This window comes from Variovorax glacialis, assembly GCF_051216375.1.
GTDB lineage: Bacteria > Pseudomonadota > Gammaproteobacteria > Burkholderiales > Burkholderiaceae_C > Variovorax.
The window spans coordinates 137367-159123 of sequence record NZ_JBPJZT010000008.1 but is presented as its reverse complement, the minus strand read 5'-3'; the positions used below and the strand labels follow the sequence as shown (position 1 = coordinate 159123).

At 66.7% G+C, this 21757-nt stretch carries 22 protein-coding genes and 1 tRNA gene; 2 read left to right on the top strand and 21 right to left on the bottom strand.

All coding sequences use genetic code 11. The annotated features are described in order from the left end of the window. Positions 1-59: 59 nt before the first annotated feature. A complete protein-coding gene (locus ACSFBL_RS21795) occupies positions 60-554 on the top strand; it encodes a hemerythrin domain-containing protein (RefSeq protein ID WP_435517909.1) in 495 nt (164 codons plus the stop codon). Between the two features lie 94 nt (positions 555-648). On the opposite strand, the gene ACSFBL_RS21790 is transcribed toward ACSFBL_RS21795, so the two are convergent. The 5 genes from ACSFBL_RS21790 to ACSFBL_RS21770 all read right to left on the bottom strand — a co-directional run bounded on the left by ACSFBL_RS21790 (position 649) and on the right by ACSFBL_RS21770 (position 3904). Next, positions 649-724: transfer RNA gene (locus ACSFBL_RS21790), tRNA-Asn, on the bottom strand. A 116-nt stretch (positions 725-840) separates the two neighbouring features. After that, a complete protein-coding gene (locus ACSFBL_RS21785) occupies positions 841-1755 on the bottom strand; it encodes a thiamine phosphate synthase (protein ID WP_435517908.1) in 915 nt (304 codons plus the stop codon). A gap of 5 nt (positions 1756-1760) precedes the next feature. After that, entirely contained in the window at positions 1761-2579 is an 819-nt protein-coding gene (locus ACSFBL_RS21780) for a thiazole synthase (RefSeq protein ID WP_435517907.1), read from the bottom strand. A 15-nt stretch (positions 2580-2594) separates the two neighbouring features. Next, complete coding sequence (gene thiS, locus ACSFBL_RS21775; protein WP_435517906.1) at positions 2595-2792, bottom strand: sulfur carrier protein ThiS; 198 nt, start codon at positions 2790-2792, stop codon at positions 2595-2597. Beyond that, on the bottom strand, positions 2789-3904 hold the full coding sequence (locus tag ACSFBL_RS21770) for an FAD-dependent oxidoreductase (RefSeq protein ID WP_435517905.1): 1116 nt from the start codon (positions 3902-3904) through the stop codon (positions 2789-2791). Before ACSFBL_RS21770 ends, thiS begins: the two co-directional genes overlap by 4 nt. 148 nt (positions 3905-4052) lie before the next feature. On the opposite strand from ACSFBL_RS21770, the gene thiD reads away from it, so the two are divergent. Continuing rightward, entirely contained in the window at positions 4053-4898 is an 846-nt protein-coding gene (gene thiD, locus ACSFBL_RS21765; RefSeq protein ID WP_435517904.1) for a bifunctional hydroxymethylpyrimidine kinase/phosphomethylpyrimidine kinase, read from the top strand. Here thiD and ACSFBL_RS21760 read toward each other — a convergent pair. From ACSFBL_RS21760 to ACSFBL_RS21685, 16 genes are all read right to left on the bottom strand, one after another. Next, the gene (locus ACSFBL_RS21760) at positions 4843-6180 is read right to left on the bottom strand and encodes a purine-cytosine permease family protein (protein ID WP_435517903.1); all 1338 of its coding nucleotides are present in this window, start codon (positions 6178-6180) and stop codon (positions 4843-4845) included. The two genes, thiD and ACSFBL_RS21760, sit on opposite strands and share 56 nt — an antisense overlap. Positions 6181-6433: 253 nt before the next feature. After that, positions 6434-7114, bottom strand: coding sequence for a phosphatase PAP2 family protein (locus tag ACSFBL_RS21755; RefSeq protein WP_435517902.1), 681 nt, complete (start codon positions 7112-7114; stop codon positions 6434-6436). A 54-nt stretch (positions 7115-7168) separates the two neighbouring features. Next, positions 7169-8236 (bottom strand): NAD(P)/FAD-dependent oxidoreductase, encoded by a 1068-nt coding sequence (locus ACSFBL_RS21750; protein WP_435517901.1) that lies wholly within the window; start codon positions 8234-8236, stop codon positions 7169-7171. Continuing rightward, positions 8194-8523: a ferredoxin FdxA gene (gene fdxA / locus ACSFBL_RS21745; protein WP_435517900.1), complete on the bottom strand. Its 330-nt coding sequence runs from the start codon at positions 8521-8523 to the stop codon at positions 8194-8196. The genes ACSFBL_RS21750 and fdxA overlap by 43 nt, the downstream gene beginning before the upstream one ends. Positions 8524-8568: 45 nt before the next feature. After that, on the bottom strand, positions 8569-9918 hold the full coding sequence (locus ACSFBL_RS21740; RefSeq protein ID WP_435517899.1) for a sulfate adenylyltransferase subunit 1: 1350 nt from the start codon (positions 9916-9918) through the stop codon (positions 8569-8571). A gap of 114 nt (positions 9919-10032) precedes the next feature. Further along, complete coding sequence (gene cysD / locus ACSFBL_RS21735; RefSeq protein WP_435517898.1) at positions 10033-10989, bottom strand: sulfate adenylyltransferase subunit CysD; 957 nt, start codon at positions 10987-10989, stop codon at positions 10033-10035. Positions 10990-11033: 44 nt separating this feature from the next. Then, positions 11034-11654: a phosphoadenosine phosphosulfate reductase domain-containing protein gene (locus tag ACSFBL_RS21730; RefSeq protein ID WP_435517897.1), complete on the bottom strand. Its 621-nt coding sequence runs from the start codon at positions 11652-11654 to the stop codon at positions 11034-11036. 39 nt (positions 11655-11693) lie between these two features. After that, positions 11694-12086: a DUF934 domain-containing protein gene (locus tag ACSFBL_RS21725; RefSeq protein ID WP_435517896.1), complete on the bottom strand. Its 393-nt coding sequence runs from the start codon at positions 12084-12086 to the stop codon at positions 11694-11696. Next, on the bottom strand, positions 12083-13861 hold the full coding sequence (locus tag ACSFBL_RS21720) for a nitrite/sulfite reductase (protein ID WP_435517895.1): 1779 nt from the start codon (positions 13859-13861) through the stop codon (positions 12083-12085). Before ACSFBL_RS21720 ends, ACSFBL_RS21725 begins: the two co-directional genes overlap by 4 nt. A gap of 264 nt (positions 13862-14125) precedes the next feature. Further along, the gene (locus tag ACSFBL_RS21715; protein WP_435517894.1) at positions 14126-14938 is read right to left on the bottom strand and encodes an SDR family NAD(P)-dependent oxidoreductase; all 813 of its coding nucleotides are present in this window, start codon (positions 14936-14938) and stop codon (positions 14126-14128) included. A gap of 6 nt (positions 14939-14944) precedes the next feature. Further along, on the bottom strand, positions 14945-15703 hold the full coding sequence (locus tag ACSFBL_RS21710; RefSeq protein WP_435517893.1) for an SDR family NAD(P)-dependent oxidoreductase: 759 nt from the start codon (positions 15701-15703) through the stop codon (positions 14945-14947). Next, the gene (locus ACSFBL_RS21705; protein WP_435517892.1) at positions 15696-16625 is read right to left on the bottom strand and encodes a branched-chain amino acid ABC transporter permease; all 930 of its coding nucleotides are present in this window, start codon (positions 16623-16625) and stop codon (positions 15696-15698) included. The genes ACSFBL_RS21710 and ACSFBL_RS21705 overlap by 8 nt, the downstream gene beginning before the upstream one ends. An 18-nt stretch (positions 16626-16643) precedes the next feature. Beyond that, on the bottom strand, positions 16644-17963 hold the full coding sequence (locus ACSFBL_RS21700; protein ID WP_435517891.1) for an ABC transporter substrate-binding protein: 1320 nt from the start codon (positions 17961-17963) through the stop codon (positions 16644-16646). A gap of 32 nt (positions 17964-17995) precedes the next feature. Further along, the gene (locus ACSFBL_RS21695) at positions 17996-18901 is read right to left on the bottom strand and encodes an NAD(P)-dependent oxidoreductase (RefSeq protein WP_435517890.1); all 906 of its coding nucleotides are present in this window, start codon (positions 18899-18901) and stop codon (positions 17996-17998) included. A gap of 18 nt (positions 18902-18919) precedes the next feature. Further along, complete coding sequence (locus ACSFBL_RS21690) at positions 18920-20851, bottom strand: bifunctional 5-dehydro-2-deoxygluconokinase/5-dehydro-2-deoxyphosphogluconate aldolase (protein ID WP_435517889.1); 1932 nt, start codon at positions 20849-20851, stop codon at positions 18920-18922. Next, entirely contained in the window at positions 20848-21720 is an 873-nt protein-coding gene (locus ACSFBL_RS21685) for a MurR/RpiR family transcriptional regulator (RefSeq protein ID WP_435517888.1), read from the bottom strand. The genes ACSFBL_RS21690 and ACSFBL_RS21685 overlap by 4 nt, the downstream gene beginning before the upstream one ends. Positions 21721-21757 lie beyond the last annotated feature (37 nt).

Here is a 21757-nt window from a genome sequence, read left to right as displayed (position 1 = left end):
CCTACGTTGGGGTCCGTGCCTGCACCGGAGCATGTGTTTCTCACTACAAGGAAACCACGATGACTACCACCAAGCGCGCCGCACCCGATGCCTGCAGCCTTCTCGATGCCGACCACCGCAAGGTCAAGAAGATGTTCGGCGACTACGAGACCCTGACGAAGTCGAGATCCGCCAGCGCCGGCGCGAAGAAGCGCGAACTCGCCAAGCAGATCTGCATGGAGGTCACCGTCCATGCGCAGATCGAGGAAGAGATTTTCTATCCCGCGCTGCGCGAGGCGATCAAGGAAACCGATCTGCTCGACGAAGCGGAAGTCGAGCACGGCACGGCGAAGGATCTGATCGCCCAGCTCGAAGACTCGGCCGATGCGGACGAGATGTTCGACGCCAAGGTGAAGGTGCTGGGCGAATACATCGACCACCACGTCAAGGAAGAGCGCAACGAGATGTTTGTCAAAGCGCGTGCGGCCAAGGGTCTTGACCTGGTCGGCATGCGTGAGCAGCTTGCGGCGCGGAAGGAAGAGCTGATGGAAGAGCTCATGGGCGCGACGGCCTGAGCGGGAGCGCCCGGTCCGGCATGACGGACGCCTCAAAAGGAAATGCCCCGCTACCGTGAAGTAGCGGGGCATCCAGAGGCCTTGCGGCTTGTAGTGGCTCCTCGACCTGGGCTCGAACCAGGGACCTACGGATTAACAGTCCGGCGCTCTACCGACTGAGCTATCGAGGAACAAGCCTCAGATTATAGCGTGGTTTTTTGCGGGTTCCAGCCGAGGCGGATCGAATCGCAACATCAACGCAAAAAATCTTGAAGCCAAAACGCAGCCGCGGAAATCGACGAAAACCTTATCGTTCATTTTTCGCGCAGAGTGCGATCAACCTGGCCGCAGCGGCCTCGGGATCGGGATCTGCAACCAGCGCACGAACAACTGCGACCGAGCCCACGCCCGTTAAAAGTACTTCAGGCATTCGGGCCGCGTCGACCCCACCGATCCCCACTTGGGGATATCCGCGCGTCAACCGCGCATAAGCGCCGAGGCGCGCGACGCCTTGCGGCGCAGTTGCCATCCGCTTAAGCGTCGTCGGGTAGACGGCCCCCATCGCGATGTAGCTGGGACTGACAGCGTCTGCGCGAACCATTTCCGCGTAGCCATGCGTGCTGACGCCCAGGCGAAGCCCCGCATCGTGAATCGTCTGCAGTTCCGCCGTCGACAGCGCGTCCAGGTCTTCCTGCCCCAGGTGGAGTCCATAGGCTCGCGCATCGATCGCGGCGCGCCAATGGTCGTTGATGAAGAGCAGGGCGCCGGTGCCCTGAACCGACTCGACGGCCGCACGCACTTCCCTCGAGATCGCTTCGGCATCGTCGGACTTGAAGCGCAACTGCACCGTGGGCACTCCGGCTCGCGCCATGCGCCCGACCCACTGCGCATCCGGAAGCACGGCATAGAGGCCGAGCTTCATCGGGCATGGCGGGAATGCGTCGTCGCGCAGGCCCGGCGGAAACGGACGCATGCCGAAGTCGACCGGATTTTCCGGCCACGCGTTGGCGTCGAACGAGCCGGTGCGGCGCGTCTGCGCCGCCCACGCGTTGGCCAGGCATTCGGCATCGACATCGATGAAGCCGAGCGTGGCGCAGGCCTTCCTGGCGCCGCGATACACCGAGTCATCGGATGTGAAAGCGCCCGCCGTGCTCGAAGTTTCGCCAAAGCGCGACGCATGGGCCGCCACGATGGCCTGCGCAATGGCGTTGGGTTGGGCCATGTCGGTCATTGCGACGAAGCGTGATGCCAGAACGGCGTGCCGAGAACCGGCGTGCTGGGCTGGGCCGAATCCTGGGCCGCCATCGCTCCGGCGCGATGCGCCTCGCGGCCCGCCTGCACCGCATCCGCGAAAGCGCCGGCCATCGCGACCGGGTCCTGCGCCAGGGCAACGGCCGTGTTGAGCAGAACCCCGTCGTAGCCCCACTCCATGACCTGGCAGGCGTGCGAGGGGAGGCCCAGTCCTGCGTCGACCAGCAGGGGCACCGACAACCGCTCGCGCAGCACCTGCAGCGCGTAGGGATTGACGGGTCCGCGTCCGGTGCCGATCGGTGCGGCCCATGGCATCACCGCCTGGCAGCCGACGTCGACCAGGCGCTGGCACAGCACCAGGTCCTCGGTGCAGTAGGGCAGCACCTGGAAGCCGTCGCGGATCAACTGCGATGCGGCGTCGACGAGGTTCAGAGTGTCCGGCTGCAGGGTGTAGTCGTCGCCGATCAGTTCAAGCTTGATCCAGGGCGTATCGAAGAGCTCGCGCGCCATCTGCGCGGTGGCGATCACTTCCTGGACGCTATGGCAGCCGGCGGTGTTCGGCAGCACTGGAACGTCGAGACGTCGCAGCAGGTCCCAGAAACCGTTGTCGTTGGCGGACGCGTTGGGCGTCGCGGTCTGGCGGCGCAGCGAGGCAGTCAGCATCGCAGGCTTGGCGCGGCGAACGGCGGCCTCGAGAACGTCGGGCGATGGGTAGCGTGCCGTGCCGAGCAGCAGGCGGCTCTGGAAGGTCTGGCCGTAGAGGACGAGCGGGTCGGAGGTGGGGGCAGTGGTCATGGCAAATCCGGTTGTCTAGCCGCCGGTCACGGGGCGGATCACTTCGATGCGGTCATCGGGCTGAAGCGGGTGCGAGGCGTAGTTCGACCTCGGCACGAACTGGCGATTGACCGCCGCGGCATAAGGCGGCGTCGCGTTGACGAGGGCGAGCGCGTCGGAGAGCTTCGCCTCTGGGGGCAAGGTGTAGGGCTCGTCGTTGATCAGGATGTTCATGGCGTTGTGGTCTCCAGGCGGGTCGCCATGTCGAAGCGGCTCGCGAGCGTGGAGTGTCCGGTCGCGAGCAGCTCCATGGCGACGTCGAGGACGGCCGGCGCGATCATGAAGCCGTGCCGGTAGAGGCCGTTGATCTGCATCACGCCCGGCCGAGGTTGCCGAATGGCGGGCAGGTTGTCGGGCAGGGTCGGCCGGCATTGCGTCGCGATTTCCACGATGCGCGCTTCGGCGAAGCCGCTGTGCACGGCGTATGCGGCGCTGAGCAGTTCGAGCGTCGAGCGCACGCTGGCCGGCGACATGTCGTCCGACTCGATTTCCGTCGCGCCGATCACGAACAGATGATCCGGCTTCGGTGCGATGTAGAGCGGGTAGCGCGGATGCACGAGGCGCGTCGGTCGCTGCAAGTCCACCTCCGGCGCATGCACGCGGATGACTTCGCCACGCACGCCCCGCAGCGCATTCCACTGCGGGCGAGCGCCAAGGCCGCGGCAGTCGATCACGCGCTCGGGATGCCCGGGCGTGCCAGGCGCGAAATCGTCAATGGACCGCGGCGATTGCCAATGCAGCCGAACCCCCGGCATCGCCTGAAGCGTGGCGAGCAGCGCCGCGAGCAGCGCGCGATTGTCGAGTTGCCCCTCATCCGGCAACAGCAGCCCCCGTGCGAAACGTTGGCCAAGAGCGGGCTCCAGCGCCGCGATGCCGGCCGCATCGAGCGACTTCATGGCAGGCAGTTCCGGCACGACCTCGCCAGTACGGGCAAGCACACGCGCCAGGCGCGCAGCCTCCGACGCATCCTGCCGATGCCACACCACCAGCGTGCCTTCACGCTGGAAGAAGACCGGAGCTGCCAGCGATGCAATCAACGCCGGCCAGCGATCCAGCGCGTGATGGCCCATCCGCGCCACGGAAGGCGGTGCCACGGCGGACTCGGCCAACGGCGCCAGCATGGCTGCAGCGACGCGAGCAGCTGCGCCTTCGGCCTCCGGACCGGCCGCTTCGTACAGGTCCACGTTGCACCCGGCTTGCGCCAACGTCACCGCAAGCAGCCGCCCCATGAGCCCGCCGCCAAGGATCGCGGCAGACCGAAACGGAAGATCGACGGCCCTACTCATGACGGGCCCCAAACGCAACGCGAAAAGGGAGCGCACCCCAGCTCAGGAATACCGCGGAACCGGCTTTGCCGGGCCGCCGGTATTGCCCCCTGGAGAGGGGGTGTCCGAGCCACACGAAGTGGGCGAGGCTGGGGGTAAGCTCGCCCCCATGACTCATGCAATTTCCCGCTACGCCCGTGTGCTCTCGATCGCAGGTTCCGACAGCGGCGGCGGCGCCGGCATCCAGGCCGATCTCAAGACTTTCGCGGCGCTGGGCTGCTACGGCATGACGGCCATCACCGCGCTCACCGCGCAGAACACGCTCGGCGTCAGGGGCATTCATGGCGTACCACCGGCCTTCCTCAAGTCGCAGATCCAGGCCGTGGTCGAGGACATCGGCGTCGATGCCGTCAAGCTGGGCATGCTGCATGCGCCGGAGATCGTCGAAGTCGTCGCATGGGCCATCGACCACTACAAGCTGCCGAACGTGGTGCTCGACCCGGTGATGGTCGCCACCAGCGGCGACAGGCTGATCGCAGCGGAAACCGTCCAGGGCCTTGTGCGCGAACTCTTTCCGCGTGCGGTGGTGGTGACGCCCAACCTGGACGAGGCGGCGTTGCTGATCGGCCATGCCATCGACGGTGTCGATGCGCTGGACGATGCCGCAAGCGAACTGCTGGCCCTGGGCGCGAATGCCGTCCTGCTCAAGGGTGGACACCTGCCCGGCGACGATGTGGTCGATCTGCTGGCCGAGGCGAACGGCGAACGCCTGTGCCTCGCGTCCACGCGCATCGCCAGCCGCAATCTCCATGGCACTGGCTGCACGCTGTCGTCGGCCATTGCTGCGCACCTGGCGCTCGGCTACGACCTGCCGCAGGCCGTGGAACGCGCGCGCGGCTACGTGGTCGCCGCCATGGCGGCGGGCGCGGATGTGAAGGTCGGTGCGGGCCACGGACCTCTCAACCACGGCTTTGCGCCAGTGCCGATGGTCCGCCTGCCGTCGACGGACGCGTGACCAGCGCCAGCACGAAAGTGATCGCCAGGGTCGGCAGCGCCGAGCCCCACTGAGGCGCCCAAGCGGCGCAGGCGTGGTAGATCGCGATGCCGCCGATCCAGATGGCGGCGGCGGCGAGGTCCACGCGCCGCGCCCCCACGGTCGCGACACCGCTGCCCGTGCCCAACCGGCCGAGGATCACGCCGTAGAGCGGAACGAACACCGAACTCAGCAGCAGCAGGAAGGGTTCGAGCGAGTGCATCGGCAGCACCAACGCCAAGGCGATGCAGACCACGGCGAGCATCAGGCCCCAGCGACGCACGCTCCAGCGCGGCTGCAGGCTGTGGGACGAAACCGAGCCTGAATAGACATCGCCGTAGGCATTGTCGAGTTCGTCGATCAGGATCAGGCCCAACGCGACCAGCCCGCCCTGCGCCAGCAGGAGCGCCGTAACCAGGTCCGTGCCTGGCTCCGCGACGCTCACCACCATCACGCCCAGTGCATAGCACCAGATGTTGGCGACCACGTAGCCGACCCAGGTGCCGCTGAAGGCGCTCCCCAGGCCGCCCGCGCTGCGCTTGCCGTGACGCGCATAGTCGGCCACGAGCGGCAGCCACGAGACAGGCATCGCGATCACCAGATCGAGCGCGCCGAACATGCCCATGCTGCCGTCGCCCGGTCGCGTCCAGAAGGCTTCCAGGCCCTTGGCATGCAGCCGCGTTGCGAACTGCCAGGTCAGCCAGATGAGCGAGAGCACCACCAGCGGCAGCCCGAATCGGCTGACGAAGCGCCGGACCAGCTTGACCATGGAACCCGCCAGCAAGGCGAGCAGGACGGCGCCCCAGAGCAGGGTCGTCAGCAGCGAGCCCAGGTTGCCGTCGAGCGACCAACCGAAGGCCTGCCGGCCGATGGCCTGGGTGCCCTCGCGCATGATCACGATTTCGAAAGTGGTCCAGCCGATCAGTTGAACGATGTTGAGCACCACGGGAAGCCGGGCGAATGCGCTGCCGTAGGTGGCGTGCATCAGGCCCGCGCTGGCGAGGCCGCTTTCGCAGCCCAGGCGCGCGGTCCATGCCAGCAGGCCCGCGCCGATGCACGAGCCCAGCACGATGGCGAGGACGGCATCGCGCGTGCCGACCGCCGGTACCAGGTAGGCGCCGATCTGCATCACCAGCAGGCCGACACCGAGGCTGAACCAAAGCGCCATGTGGTCGTGCCATCGGAAGACGCGGCCGGCCTCACGCAGCGGCGTCAGCGCCTCGTTGGCACCCAAGGGCGCGGGATCGATTTGTGTGTTTGCCATCCATTTGCTCCAGTGCAAATTGTTTGGCAGGTGGGCGAGGCCCGGCGGTGGGACCGGCACGCGAGAAAACGTGGCGGCCGCCGGACCAGCTTCCCTGCGCGAGGATTACCTCAGTCAGGTTCAAAGGGACTCTCTCAGCCTGCCGGCGAACGAGTCGCGGGTCGGCACCCCTAGCGTTGCTTCAATCTGGCGAAGCAGTCTGGATTGTAGAGCGGCGCAGCCGCGAAGGCTGCGGCGCGTGGCCAGCGGGAAATCAGGCGTGGCGCGCGATGCTCGGTGGCTCGAGAGGCGCGGCGCTGGCCTCGGCCGGCGCCCTCGGCTGAAGGGAGGCTTCTGGATCGACGCGATCGAGCCGCGAAACCACCATGCGCTGGGTCAGGCGCAAAAGCACCCAGAACAGGGTCGTGATCACGACCGCCAACAGGAGGCCGCCCAGGATGTCGAACGGGAAATGAACGCCCACGTAGATGCGCGCCCAGCCGGTGGCAGCGGCAACGACGAGCATCGCAAGCCCCGCCTTGCGCAGGGGAGGGCGGATGCAAAAGATCAGGGCGACCGCGAACATCACCGACGCATGCGCACTTGGCATCGAGCCGCGGGCGCCGTGCACGATGTGCGCGGGGCTCAGCCCGAGCATGAAGGGGCGCGGCGAGTCGATGGCGCTCGCCAACGTGTGGGCGGCGAGCGCGGTGACGGCGGCTGCGACCAGCGTCCCCATGCAATAGGCGCGTTGCGTGGGTTTGCGCCATGCGATCCACGCCATGATTGCAACGCAAACCCATGGGCCCCTTTCGGCCAGGACCGATGCGATCCACAGGAGTTGTGGATTAGGCGTGGAGCCCGCGGCCAGCCATTGAAAGAGGGAGATGTTCAGCGCCTGCATGGCAAGAATCCTAGGCTCGAGCAATGTCGCGAGCGTGAACTGGATATTCACGTCTCGTTCAGGATCGCAACGTGTCGCGTACGTGCGGCCGTGCCCAAGCCACGATCAGTGCTTGACGCCAAGCAGCGCATGCAGCCGGGTGCTGGTCGTCGTGTATTGCAGCGGGATCGACTTGTCGGGGAACACGATGGCGGTCGCGCCCCAGGCGGCCAGCGTGGCTTCATGGAAGCCACAGACGATCAGCTTCTTCTTGCCCGGGTAGGTGTTGATGTCGCCGACAGCGAAGACGCCGCGCTCGCGCGTTTCGTACTTCTCGGTGTCGACCGGCACCTGCTTGCGCACGAGATCGAGGCCCCATTCGGCAATGGCGCCCAGGCGAGGCGAAATTCCCAGGCAGCCGATCAGCGAATCGAAGGGCAACGAGACGGTTTGCGCATCGGGCGTTGCGATCTGCAGTCCGGCGTCGTCGCACGCGACCGGCTGCCCAACGGCCAAGCGCACCGTTCCTGCGGTGATCTGCTCCCGCAAAGCCGCGACAGTGGCGTCATCGGCCTGGAAGACATCGCGCCGGTGCAGCAGCGTGACCTGTTTCGCGATGGGTACGAGCGCCAGCGCAGTATCGAGCGCCGCGTCGTCGCCGCCGTTGACGACCACCGTCTGTCCGGCAAAGCGACCGAGCGCGTCGGGGTGATAGAAAAGCCGGCTTCCTTCCAGCCGCTCGATGCCTTCGACCGGGATGCGCTTCGGCACGAATGCGCCCACGCCCGCGGCGATGAACACGGTCCTGGCGAGGAAAACGGTACCCTCGTTGGTTCCCAGCAGAAGGCGCCCATCGTCCTGACGGGCGAGCGTCGCGACCTGCTCGTTGAGATGGAATTGCGGCTTGAAGGGCGCGATCTGCCGCTGCAGCGACTCTACGAGGCCGCGCCCGGTGGTCACCGGCGTGCCGGGGATGTCGTAGATCGGCTTGTCGCCATACAGCTCGACGCACTGGCCGCCGACACGGGGCAGGGCGTCGACGATGTGGCAGGAGATTTCAAGCAGGCCGAGCTGGAAGGCCTGGAACAGCCCCACCGGGCCCGCGCCGATGATCAGCGCGTCGGTTTCGATGGGGGATGCAGGGGTCGTGCTCAGCGCACCAACTCCGAGACCTTGTCGGTCTTGTCTTTCCACTCGTCCGCATCGGGCAGCGCCGGCTTGCGCTTGGTGATGCTCTTCCAGCCATCGGCCACGGCCAGCTCGGCGTTGATCTTGATGAAGGCCAGCTGGTTGGCCGGCAGGTCTTCCTCCGCGTAGATCGCGTTGACCGGGCATTCGGGAATGCACACCGCGCAATCGATGCACTCGTCCGGGTCGATCACCAGCATGTTCGGCCCTTCACGGAAGCAGTCGACGGGACACACGTCGACGCAATCGGTGTATTTGCAGCGGATGCAGGATTCGGAGACGACGTGGGTCATGGTTCTTCTTGGCTGGCGGGAGGATGATCGGGAAAACCCCGAATTTTAGGGCTTTGTGGCCGCAGGCCGCACCAGCACGGCGGCGGAGGTCCTGTGGGAGGCCGTGTCGACGAGGATTAGCGAGCCCAGCGTGCGCGATTGGGTGAAGGGCAGCACGGCCAGCGGCTGCTGCAGGCTGAGCACCACGTCGCCGATCGCATTGGCTTCGAGCTGGTCGGCCGGCTCGGAATCCAGGGTCGTGATGTTGACGCGATCCACGATCCGCGCCACCTTGGCCTTGACCCAGCGATGCCCCTGCAGCGCCCAGTAGACGCGGCCCGCCACGAGCGGCTCGTCGTCGAGCCAGGCGATGGTGGCCGTGATCTCGCGCGCCGGCTCGAAGGCGCCGGGTTCCAGCAGCCAGTCGCCGCGCGAGACGTCGAGCTCACGGTCCAGCACGATGCCGGCGCTGTGGCCCGCATGCACGGCCTTGGGTTGGCGCGTGTGGCTCAGCACCTGCGCCACGGTGGCCGTCTGGTTGCTCGGCAGCACGGTCACGCGCTGGCCGGGTTCGACGTGCCCGCTGGCAACGCGGCCCCAGAACACCCGCCGGCCGCGCGATGTGTCGGCCGAGGCGGAGAACTTCTCCACCCATTGCACCGGAAAGGCAAATGGCACGGCCTCGTCCTGCGCCGTCACCGGCAGTTGCTCCAGCAATTCGAGCAGGCTCGGGCCCTCGTAACCGGCCCAATCAGGGTGCCGCGAAGCGACATTCCAGCCCTTGAGCGCCGAGATCGGCACCGTGGCCGCGACCTGTACGCCAGCGGCTTCCGCGAAGTTCGCGAGCGCCTCGGAGATGCGCTCGAAAGCCAGTTCGGCATCGTCAATGGCATCGAGCTTGTTCACCGCGAACACGATCGACTGCACGCGCAGGAGATGGCACAGCAGCGTATGCCGGCGCGTCTGCGGCAGCAGCTCGCGCCGCACGACTTCACCATCACCGCATTCGGCGGCCCATGCCAGCTTGGTCGCGTCAACCAGCACCACCGCCGCATCGGCGCTCGAAGCGGCCGTGACCATGTTGCGCGTGTACTGCTCGTGGCCGGGTGCATCGCCAATCACGAACTTGCGATGCGCCGTCGAGAAATAGCGGTAGGCCACATCGATCGTGATCCCCTGTTCACGCTCCGCCGACAGCCCGTCCGTCAGCAGCGCCAGATCAGTCTCCCCGCCGCGCTGCACCCCGGCCAGCTGATCCTGCAGCACCGTCTTGCTGTCGACCAGCAGACGCCCGATCAGCGTGCTCTTGCCGTCGTCGACGCTGCCGCAGGTGATGAAGCGCAGCGCAGCGCCCGTCTCGGCAGCATGAATTCCAGTGGAAGCAGCAGTCGCAATAGTCATAAAAATCTCATTCATCAAGGGCGATGCGCCCCAATTCCAGAAACACCGCGGACCGGCTCCGCCGGTTCGCCGGTGTTGCCCCCGGCCGGGGGTAGGCGGCCACACGAAGTGGGCAAGCCTGGGGGCGAGTCAAAAGTACCCGTCTTTCTTGCGCTTTTCCATCGAGGCTTCGGACGTCTTGTCGTCCATCCGCGTCGCGCCGCGTTCGCTGACGTCAGCCGCCAGCGTCTCGATCACCACGTCTCCGGCATCGGCGGCAAGACTGTCCACCGGGCAGGTGCAGGTGATGTCGCCAACCGTGCGGAAGCGCACGTCGCGCACCTGGATCTGTTCGCCATCGCGCGGCGGCGTCAGTTCGGTCACCGGCACCAGCAAGCCGCGGCGCTCGACCACTTCGCGCTTGTGGGTGTAGTAGATCGAAGGCAGGGCAATGTTCTCGCGCTCGATGTATTGCCAGACATCGAGTTCGGTCCAGTTCGAGATCGGGAACACGCGGAAATGCTCGCCCGGCGCCAGACGGGTATTGAACAGCGTCCACAGTTCCGGCCGCTGGTCCTTGGGCTGCCATTGGCCGAAGCTGTCGCGGTGCGAAAAGATGCGTTCCTTGGCGCGCGCCTTCTCCTCGTCGCGGCGGGCGCCGCCGATCAGCGCATCGAAGCGGAACTCCTCGATGGCTTCCAGCAGCGTGACCGACTGGTGAACGTTGCGCGATTCGTCCGGGTGCGCCAGGCGCACCGTGCCGCGCTTCATCGAATCCTCGACATTGCGCACGATCAGTTCGGCGCCGAGTTCCCTGGCGCGCGCATCGCGGAAGGCCGTCACTTCGGGGAAGTTGTGGCCGGTGTCGATCATCAGCAGCGGGTAGGGTATGCGGCCGACGCCGAAGGCTTTCTCCGCGCACTTGAGCAGGACCAGCGAATCCTTGCCGCCCGAGAACAGCAGCGTCGGCCGCTCGAAGGAGGCGGCGACTTCCCGCAGGATGAAGATGGTTTCCTCTTCCAGCGCGTCGAGCTGCGTGTTGGAAAGGCGCGCAAGCGACTGCGATGTGGGTTGCAGCAGCAGGTCGGTGTCGGTACGGGCGTTCATGGAAGTGGGGCGCTCAATGTGTGGGGCGGATGCGGCGTGGGACATCAGTGCGCGAGGTGCAGACCGCATTCCCGGTTGTCCTCGCCCTTGGTCGGGTCGAGGTAGTCGAAGTTGTTGGGCAGGCCATGCGCCTGGCAATACTCGTACAGGTCCTTCGACGACCAGTGCAGCAGCGGTGCGACCTTGATCAGGCCATCGGGATTGATGCTGACCGGGTCCATTTGCGCGCGCACGGCGGTGTCGGTGGCCCGCAGCGCGGTGAACCAGACCTGCGGCGCCGTCTCGCGCAGCGCGCGTGCGAAGGGCTCCAGCTTCACCTCCTCGGTGAAGGCGGCGTGCCGCGGATCGTCGAGCGCCGGTGTCGGGCCTTCCACGGCTTCGCGATGCGCGCGCGAGCGCCGGGGCACGTAGATGCGCAGGTCCAGCTTCAGCAGCTTCGTCACCTCGTCGGCGAAGCGGTAGGTGGCCTCGGTGTTGTAGCCGTTGTCCATCCAGACCACCGGCACGTCAGGCTTCGCACGCGTGACCATGTGCAGGATCACCGCCTCGAAAGGCCGGAAATTGGTGGTGATGATGGCCGACCGGTCCAGGCCGATAGCCCAGTCCACGAGGCCTTCTGCGTTGCGGCCGAGCTTGGCGTTGACTTGTGCGAGATCGATGCTCATTTGCGAAGTTTTCTGTGGGGCGGGGCGACCGGCGGGCGTTCAGGCGCGCTTGAAGATCGGCGTGGCTTGGACCGCGTCGCCTTGGTAGAAGGCGGCGAAACGGTCGAACTGGCGCTGCGCGGCGGAGGCGTCGACGCCTTCCTTCAGCACGGCGCTCGAGAAGCCGGTGCGCTGCATCTGCACCAGTTGGTCGATCAGCACGTCGCCGGTGGCCCGGATGTCGCCCTTGAAACCCAGGCGCCGGCGCAGCAGGAAGGCCTGGCTGAAGGCGCGGCCATCGGTGAACTTCGGGAAGTCCAGGTCGATGCGCTCCACATCGTCGAGGCACACCTCGATCGCCAGCGGGTCGGCGTCGTTCGGCAGTTGCAAGACGTTCGGGTCGCCGTTGTCCACGTGGTCTTCGGCAGCGATCAGTCGAAGCGTCTTGTTCATGCGGCCTCCTCGACCTTGAAGCGCGCACCGTTGGCGGCGGCCTTGAAGGGCTCGATGCCGACACGTCGCAGTGCGTCGATGAAGGTCTCTCCGGTTTCCCGGGTGTCGCGGTAGGTGTTGAGCACTGCCTCGATCACGTCCGGCACTTCGGCCGCCGAGAAGGAGGGGCCGACCACCTTGCCGGGCTGCGCCGCGCCGCTGAGTGCGGAGCCGTCGGAGCCGCCCAGGGTGACCTGGTACCACTCCTTGCCGTCCTTGTCGACGCCGAGGATGCCGATGTGGCCGCTGTGGTGGTGGCCGCAGGAATTGATGCAGCCGCTGATGTGCAGGTCGATCTCGCCGAGGTCGTCGAGTTCGTCCAGGTCCTGGTAGCGCTCGGTAATGGCTTCGGCGATCGGGATCGAGCGTGCGTTCGCCAGCGCGCAGAAGTCGCCGCCGGGGCAGGCGATCATGTCGGTCAGCAGGTGCACGTTGGCGCTGGCGAAGCCGGCTTCGCGCGCAGCCAGCCACAGGGCATGCAGGTCTTCGGCATGCACCCAGGGCAGCAGGAGGTTCTGGTCGTGCGTGACGCGGGCTTCACCGGCGCTGAATCGATCGGCCAGCAGGGCGGCCGTGTCGAGCTGGTCGGCGGAGGCATCGCCGGGCGCCTGCAGCCGGCGCTTGAAGGACAGCGTGACCGCGCGCAGCGCCGGATTTTTGTGCGGTGCCACGTTGCGCGCGAGCCAGCGGGCGAACATCACGTCGTCCGCGGCCTGCGCACGCAGGTCGGCGTCGGTTTCCTCGGCGCTGCGGAACACGCGGGTCGCCAGCGTCGGCGGCACGAACGAAGCGCTCACGCGGTCGAGTTCGGCCTGCGTCACCGTGTGCGGCGCGCCGTCGTGCTCCATGATCTGCGTGTACTCGGCCTCGACGTCGTCGATGTAGCGCTGGCCCTCGGCCTTGACCAGGATCTTGATTCGCGCCTTGTAGATGTTGTCTCGGCGGCCGTAGCGGTTGTAGACCCGGATCACCGCTTCGAGGTAATTCATGATCTGGTTCCACGGCAGGAACTCGCGCAGCACGGTGCCGATGATCGGCGTGCGGCCCATGCCGCCGCCCACCTGCACGCGGAAGCCCAGCTCGCCCGCGTCGTTCTTCAGGAGGTGCAGCCCGACGTCGTGCCAGCCCGTGGCGGCGCGGTCTTCCCTGGCGCCGGTGATCGCGATCTTGAACTTGCGCGGCAGGAAGGCGAATTCAGGGTGCAGCGTGCTCCACTGCCGCATGATTTCGGCGAAGGGGCGCGGATCGGCGATCTCGTCGACCGCCACGCCGGCGCGCTCGTCGCTGGTGATGTTGCGGATGCAGTTGCCGCTGGTCTGGATGCCATGCATGTCGACCGAGGCCAGCAGGTCCATCACGTCCGCCGAGTTCGACAGCGGGATCCAGTTGTACTGCACGTTCTGGCGCGTTGTGAAATGCGCGTAGTGCGTCGGCAGCTTGTGCGAGCCGAGCTTGCCCTGGGTCGTGATGGCGGTCTTGTAGACCTCGGCCTCGGGCTCGTCGTACTCGCGCGCGATCTTGGCGAGAACGCGCAGTTGGCGACTCGACAATTCGCCGTAGGGCACGGCCACGCGCAGCATCGGCGCATAGCGCTGCACATACCAGCCGTTTTGCAGCCGCAGGGGACGGAACTCGTCCTCCGCAAGCTTGCCCGTTTGCCAGCGTTCGAGCTGGTCACGGAATTGAGCCGCGCGCAGGTGCACGAACTGGCGGTCGAAATCTGTGTATTGGTACATCGTGTGTCAGTTGCTGGAAGGCAATGCGTCCACAGCCTCGTCAACGGGGAGCGAGGAATGTAGGAGCGAGCCTTATGGAAACAAACTATTTTTTGGTTCGCGCCTTATGCGGATAAGCTTATTCACCAGTCCCCATGCGGGTTGGCGGCCGGTTGGTTGCTTATTCCGGATAAGGCGGGCGACTTCCGGATCTGCCGCTGGAGCGACGCGTCCGGCTTCGAATCCCCGGGTGATTCTAGAAAAGGACGCGCCCGCGCGTGCGCGTCATTGCGTGGCGTTGATGCCGCCGTCCAGGTAGAGCACCTGGCCGGTCACGAAAGCCGCCGCGGGGGCACAGAAGAACACCGCCGCGCCCGCCACATCCTTCGGGTCGGCGACCCGGCCGAGCGGGATGCGATCGGTCAGTTGCCTGTTCGTTTCGGGGTTCGCGAGCCAGTGGCGCGCCATTTCGGTGCGCACGACGGTCGGCGCGACGCCGTTGACCGTGATGCCGTGCGGCGCCAGCTCGGCGGCGTGCTGGCGGATCAGCATGACCAGGCCGCCCTTGCTGCTCGCATAAGCCGAGTAGCCGCGTCCGCGCAGGCCAAGCTGGGAGCGCACCGAGAGCAGATGCACCTGCGCGCCGCCGCGCCCGCCGGCGATCTGGTGGCGCGCGGCCGCCTGTGCCAGGAACATCGCGGCCTTGAGATTGACCTGGACGACCTCGTCGAAGGCCTCCTCGGTGACGTCGAGCACACCTTGCTCGCGCTGGATGCCGACGCAGTTCATCAGCACGTCGAGCCTGCCGAAGTGCGAAGCGACGGCGTCGACCGAGGCCTGCATGTCGGCCACGGAATGCGCGTCCATGGCGAGACCCAGTGCTTCGTGGCCTGCCTCACGGAGCGACGCTGCCAAAGCCTTTGCCTTCGCTTCGTCCCGCCCCGACACCGCCACCCGGGCGCCGGCCAGCGCCATCGCCCAGGCGATGGCCTCGCCGATCCCGCCATAGCCGCCGGGGAGGTAGACCGTCTTGCCGTCGAGCCTGAAGAGGCCGGACAGCTCGTGGGCGAAATCGATGCGCGGGGCCAGTTCGTCCATGCGCCTTCAGTCCATCAGCAGGCCGCCGTTGAGATCGATGATCTCGCCGGTGATGAACCCGGAGAGCGGCGACGCCAGGAAGCGCACCACGTGCGCGAACTCCTCCGGCTCGCAGAAGCGGCCGACCGGAATGTCCTTCAGCAGCGCTTGCCGTTGGAGCTCGGTCAGTTGCTCGGTGATCATGGGCGTCTTCACATAGGCCGGCGAAATGCCGTTGGCGGTGACGCCGAAGGATGCCAGTTCGCGCGCCAGCGAGAAAGTCAGCGAGGTCAGCGCCCCCTTGGAGACCGAATAGGCCGTGCCCGCCGTGAGCCCGCCCGTCTTCGCCGCCAGGGAGCAGGTGTTGATGATGCGGCCGGCGCGCCGTGCCTTCATCGAAGGAATGACCTGCTGCGAGAGGTAGAAGGCGCCATCCAGGTTCACGGCCAGCACGCGCCGCCACTCCGATGCGTCGGTGGCTTCCGCCTTGTTGTTCGACAGGATCCCCGCGTTGTTGACCAGCACGTCGACCGGCCCCATCGCTTCGACGATCTGCGCGTGGCCGCTTTGCACCGCACCCGCGTCGCTGATGTCGAAGCAGAAGGGCAGGGCGTCGGCGCCCAGTTCTTCCGCGAGCGCCAGGGTCCGATCGCGGTTGGCATCCACGAGCGCCACCCTGCAGCCGTCCTCGAGCAGGAACCTGGCGGCGGCCAAGCCCATCGTGCCGGCCGCGCCGGTGACCAGGGCGACCTTGCCCTGCAAGGGCTTCGCATGAAGTTCAGGCATCGAGCACGCTCTTCTTTCCGAACAATCCGCGCGAGCGGAAGGTGACGACCGCGATGAACAGAAGGTACATCGACATCAGCGACCATTCCGAGGCATACGCACCGGTCAGTCCCACGACCATGCCCACCATCAGCCCCGCGATCACCGCGCCCCAGAGCGAGCCGACGCCCCCGAGCACGATGATGAGAAAGGCCGGCACGACCGCGTCCACGCCCACGTGCGGCCGCACGCCCCAGATCGGCGCCATCACCACGCCCGCGATCGCCGCCAGCGCCACGCCCAGCCCGAAGACGAACAGCCGCAGCCGCGAAAGGTTGATGCCCAGCGCGCGCACCATTTCGCTGTCGTGCGCGCCCGCCTTGATGATGGCGCCGTAGGGCGTCTTCTGCAGGAAGAGCCACAGCAGGAAGATCATCAGCACCGCGAAGGCGCTCGCGAAGAAGCGATAGCGCGAATAGATCAGGTCGCCCATCATCACCGCGCCCGAGATCGCCTGCGGCAGCGGGATCTGCTTCTCGGACGAACCCCAGACCAGCCGGATGCCTTCCTCGATCACCAGCGCCGCGCCGAAGGTCAGCAGCAGGCCGTAGAGCGGATCGCGCCCGTAGGTGCGCCGCATGCACAGCTCCAGCAGCATCCCGAAGATGCCGACGAAGACCGGCGCCAGCACCAGCGCGAACAGGTAGCGCAACTCGATCGGCAAGGCCATGTACGCTGCCTGCAAGGCCGGGAACATGCCGAGCTGCGGCGCGACGACGAAGAGTGCCACGTACATGCCCAGCGCGAACAGCGAGCCGTGCGCGAGATTGATGGTCTCCATCACCCCCACGATCAGCATGAAGCCCAGCGCGATCAGCGCGAACAGCAAGCCCAGCGAAACGCCGTTGACCAAGTGGGGCTGGAGCTGGATGAGAAAGTCCATCGCGTCCGGGCGCCGGCTTCAGACGTCGTAGCTCGGTGTCGACTCGTAGCTCTCCAGCTTGCAGGCCGTCTGCGCCTGCGTATCCATCACGTCCTTCGGATTGGCCTGCGTGATGATCCTGAAGATGTCGTCCTTCTCGGCCGGCTTGTCGTTGTACTTCGCCATGTAGATGGTCTGCTGGCACTGGTGCGTGACGGGGTCCATCCAGGCGTCGAAGTGCTGCAGCCGGTCCGCCGCCTTCATCTGCCGGCCTTCGAGCTTCTTGATGACCGCGATGTTCTGCGTCGTGCCGGCTTCCTCGGTGCAGCGCAGCAGTTCGCGCGTCGCCATGTAGGTGTTGTGATAGACGTTGCCGGGCACGCGGATCGCCACGCCGGGGTACTGCTTCTGGTAGGCGGCGACGAATTCCTTCACGCCCGGCAGGTCGAGGCGGTAGTACCAGGTCGTGCCGAAGACCCCGAAGATCGCCTCCGGCCCCAGGCCGTAGACATCGGGCCAGTCCTGCTGGTTGTTGATCCAGGCCATCGATTCGTTGAGCTTGAGCTGCACCACCTGCTGGCGCAACGCCTTGATGTCGTCGCCGCCGACCGCGGTCGCCACCACGTTGGGCTTGAGCTGCTGCAGCTTCAGCAGGTAGGAGGAGAAGTCGCGCGTGTTCTGCGGGATGAGCAGTTCGTCGATGATCTTGCCGCCGTTGGCCTCGACGATGTCGCGGGTCGCCTTCGAGGTCGTGTGGCCCCAGACGTAGTCGTTGGTCAGCAGCACCCAGTTGCGGCCGCTCGCGGCGATGGCGTTCTTGACGATCGCATTGGAGAAGTTGGTGCCGTTCCCGTCCCACACGAACTTGGTGCGGTGGCAATCCTTGCCGGCCTCGGTCGGCGAACTGGAATTGGTGTTGAGGAAGACGGTGCCGTACTTCTGCGCCACCTGCGAGATCGCGTTCGACACGCCCGAGTGCACCGCGCCGATGAGGAAGGTGGCCTCGTTGCGCGTGATCATGCGTTCGGCGATGCGCGAGCCGGTCGCGGGCGTGGTCTCGGTGTCCATGTGGATCGCCTCGATGCGCCGGCCCAGCACGCCGCCCTTGTCGTTGAATTCCTTGATCGCCATCATCGCGCCCAGCCGCTCCTCGCCGCCGGAAGCTGCGTACATGCCGGAAGTGTCCATCGTCAGCCCGATCACCAGCGGCTTCTTCTGCGCGGCCTGCGCCCACACGCGGTTGTGCTTCCAGGGCCCCATGAAGGGCGCCACGCCGTAGAGGCCCGCACCGGCGAGCGCGAGGCCCGTGCCTTTCAGCAGGGCACGGCGTGAATCGGAGGGGGTGTTCGTCTTCTTCATGGTCGTTGTCTCCTGCAGTTATCGGGTTGGGACTAGCGCGGAATGATCTTCACGTCGTTGGCCTTTTCCTGGGCCTCGAAAAGCGATGCGATGAGCTTGTCGCCAAAGCCGAGGTTGACCGCCTGGATCAGGCTCTGGTGCGCGGCCTCGCCCATGAAGCTCGACACCGGCAGCGTCTCGGCCAGGTGCGTGTAGTAGCGCAGGTCCTTCTGCGCATTGGCGATGCCGAACTTGAAGCCGTCCACCGTGCCTTCGGTGAGCGTCTTGCTCGTCATCATCTGGAAGATGCCGCAGTTCACGCCGCCGACCGACACCACGTCGTAGAGGCGCTTGAGATCGAGTCCCGACTTGGCGGCGACCGCGAAGGCCTCGGCGATGCAGGTGGCGAAGCTCATCGCCATCATGTTGTTGACCAGCTTGAGCACGTGCCCATGGCCGGGCGGGCCGACGTGGAAGATGTTCTCGCAGAAGGCCTTGAGCACCGGCTCGATGAGGTGGAAGTCATCGGGATCCGCGCCGACCATGGTGTTGAGCCGGCCTTCTTCGGCCTCCTTGGGGGTGCGGGCCAGCGGCGCATCGATGAACTTCACGCCCTTGGCCGCGAGGTCGGCGCGGATCCGCGTGGTGGAGGAGGGTTCGGCCGTCGAGGTGTCGACCACCAGCAGGCCCTTTCGCGTGGCACCCAGCAGGCCGTCCGGGCCGTAGATGATCTCTTCCACCTGCGGCGAGCCGGTGACGCAGATGAAGACGATGTCCGTCGCCTGTGCCGTCGCGGCGGGCGTGCCGGCCTCGGTGGCGCCCGCCGCCAGCAGGTCTGCGAGGTTCGCGCGGTTGCGGTGCGCCTTGAAAACGAGGGGGAAGCCCTTCGCCAGAAGGTTCTTCGCCATGCCGTGGCCCATCATGCCGATGCCGATGAAGCCGATCCTGGGTGTGGTCATGAGGTGTTCCCGTGAAGTTCAAGCAACTGAAGTGGTGATGCCGGCGCGCGCCTCGCGCCAGATCTGCATGAGTCGTGCGTAGCGGCGGGCGACGTCGTCGACGACCTGCGCATCGTAGAGCCGGCCGGCGAACCAGCCTGCGGCGGCATCCGCGAAGATCGTCCGGCCCACGGCGAAACCGCGGCAGATGGGATGCGGCGCCGCAGCCTCGAAGCCGTTGCGCAGTTCGTCTTCGCTGGCCTCCAGGCCGAGCAGGAGCACGCCGCGGCAGTGCGGATCGTGGCGGCGGATCACGGCGTCGATCTGTTCCCAGGCCTGCGCCGAGTCGGATGGCGGCAGCTTCCACCAGTCGGGCCGGATGCCGGCTTCGTAGATCTGCGCCAGCGCGCGGGCCAGCGTGGCTTCGTCGCTGGGCATGTCGCGCGGCGGGATGACTTCGATCAGGAACTCGTGGAAGGTCGCGACGCTGGCGCACTGCAGTTCGGAGAGCCGTGCCAGCTGCGCATCGCGCAGCGCCTGCGCGTCGTCGGGGTGATAGCTGACCAGGCACTTCGCGACATGCTCGCCCGGCCAGCCGCGCATCTCGAGCGCCAGTGGCTTGTCGGATTCGAAGGCGAGCGGGCGGGAGCCCGGCAGTTCGACCGGTCGCGCCACCCACCAGCCTTTGCCGGTGAGCGTCGGCAGGATCTCCGCGCCGAAGCGACTGTCGAGGATCATTCCAGCCGCAGGCCCCGAGGCCGGCTCGGCCAGTGCGACCCGGCGCGCGCCTTCGGCCACCAGCCGCTTGAAGCGCTCCACACGCTGCGGCTCCGCGCCGTGTTGCGCCGCGAGTTCGTCGAGCTGCACGCGATGATCGAAAGCAAGGATGCCGAGTTCATCCCATTGCCGGGTGCGCGTGGTCACGCGATGGAGATGCTCCAGGCTTGCATCCTCGCGAAGCCGGCGCGTGTGCGAACCGTGCGCGAGAAAATGCCGCAGCTCTTCCCAACTCGCCATGGCCGGCGCACAGCCATGCCGCGACACGACCAGTGCGCCGCAGGCATTGGCGTAGGCGCAACAGCGCTCCAGCGCCTCGTCCTTGAGCCAGCCGCGCAGGAAGCCGGCCATGAAGGCATCGCCCGCACCCAGCACGTTGTAGACGTCGACCGGAAAGCCGGGCCCATGCAGGCCGTCCTCCAGCCGATCGGGCACTGCGCCGTCGAACACCACGCAGCCCATCGGCCCGCGCTTCATCACGATCGTGCCTTCAGTGAGCGAGCGCAGCCGGCGCAGGGCGGCCAGCGTGTCCGAGCTGCCGCCGGCGATATGGATTTCCTCCTCGGTGCCCACCACCAGGTCGCACGACGGAATCACCGTCTGGTAATGCGCGCTGACCTGGTCGGACGGCACGAAGCGCTGCTCGCCCATGCCCGGGCTGGTCAGGCCCCAGAGGACGGGGCGGTAGTCGATGTCCAGCACGATGCGCGTACCGCCGGCCTTCGCGTGTCTGATCGCGGCGAGGCATGCCCGGTAGGTCTGCGGCTGGGACAGGTGCGTGCCGGACAGCAGCAGGGCGGTCGCGGAGGCGATGTGGCCGGGCGCGATGTCCGTCTCGTCGATCGCCATGTCGGCGCAGTGGTCCCGGTAGAAGACGAGCGGAAAGGTCTCGCGGTCCTGGATGCCGAGGAAGACCAATGCCGTGAGGCGTTTCGGATCGGTTTTGACGTGACTCACGTCCACGCCTTCGGCGGCCAGCGTTTCGCGCACGAAGCGACCGTTGTGCTCGTCGCCGACGCGCGTGAGCATCGCCGGCTTGAGCCCCAGCCGCGCCACGCCGACGGCGGTGTTGGCCGGCGAGCCGCCGAGGTACTTGGTGAAGCTCAGCATGTCCTCCAGCCGGCCGCCGATCTGCTCGCCGTAGAGGTCGACGGCGGCCCGACCCATGCAGATGACATCGAAAGGTCTTGTCATGACGCCTTCTTCGCTGCGGGCGTCTTGCGGACCCGCGGTTGGCTGGCCTGCCCGGCCAGGAGATGCCCGGTGCTGACGACCAGTGCCTGCGCGAGGCACAGCGGCGCCACCAGCGAGCGGAAGGGCTTCGACGAGTCGTCGGCCAGTTCGAAGCACACCCTGGCCGACGCCTTGAGCGGCGACAGCGGACCATCGGTGATCGCGATCACCGGCGTGCCGCGCTCGCTCGCCGCCTGCGCCGCATCGAGCACCTCTGGCGAGTAGTTGCGAAAGCTCGCCACCAGCAGCACATCGTTCGGCGCCACGGCGCGCAGGCTCTCGCGCAGCATGCCGCCGGCACCGTCGAGCAGGTGCGTGCGCAGTTCGAGCTGGCTCAATGCATAGGCGAGGTAGCCGGCGACCGGGAAGGCGCGCCGTTGCGCGAGCACATGGATATGTGGCGCATTGGCAATGAGCTTGACCGCCTTCGCGAGGTCGGCCTCGTGGATCATTTCCTCCAGCTGCCCCAGCTCGCCGACCGAGTCCATCGCCAGTTGGTGCAGCACGTTGCCGGGTGCGCGCGCGCCGTTGGTCTGCCTGCGCCGCATCTCGACGATGCGCTCGCGGTAGCTCGACGAGCGCTCTACCAGATGGCCGCGAAACACCTGCTGCATCTCGGAGAAACCGCCATAGCCCACCGCGTTCGCGAAGCGGATCATCGCGGAAGGCTGGACCTCCGCGGCCTCGGCGATGGCGGCCACCGTGCCGAGCGCAAGGTCGTCCGGCCGTTCCAGCGCATGGCGGGCGATGCGCTGGAGCTGCTTCGACATGCCGGGGTAGGCCTGCGCGATCCGGTTCTTGAGCTGCTCGTAGGTGGCGATCGGGTCCATGTCGAAAAAATAGAATGAATATTCTTGAACGTTTCAA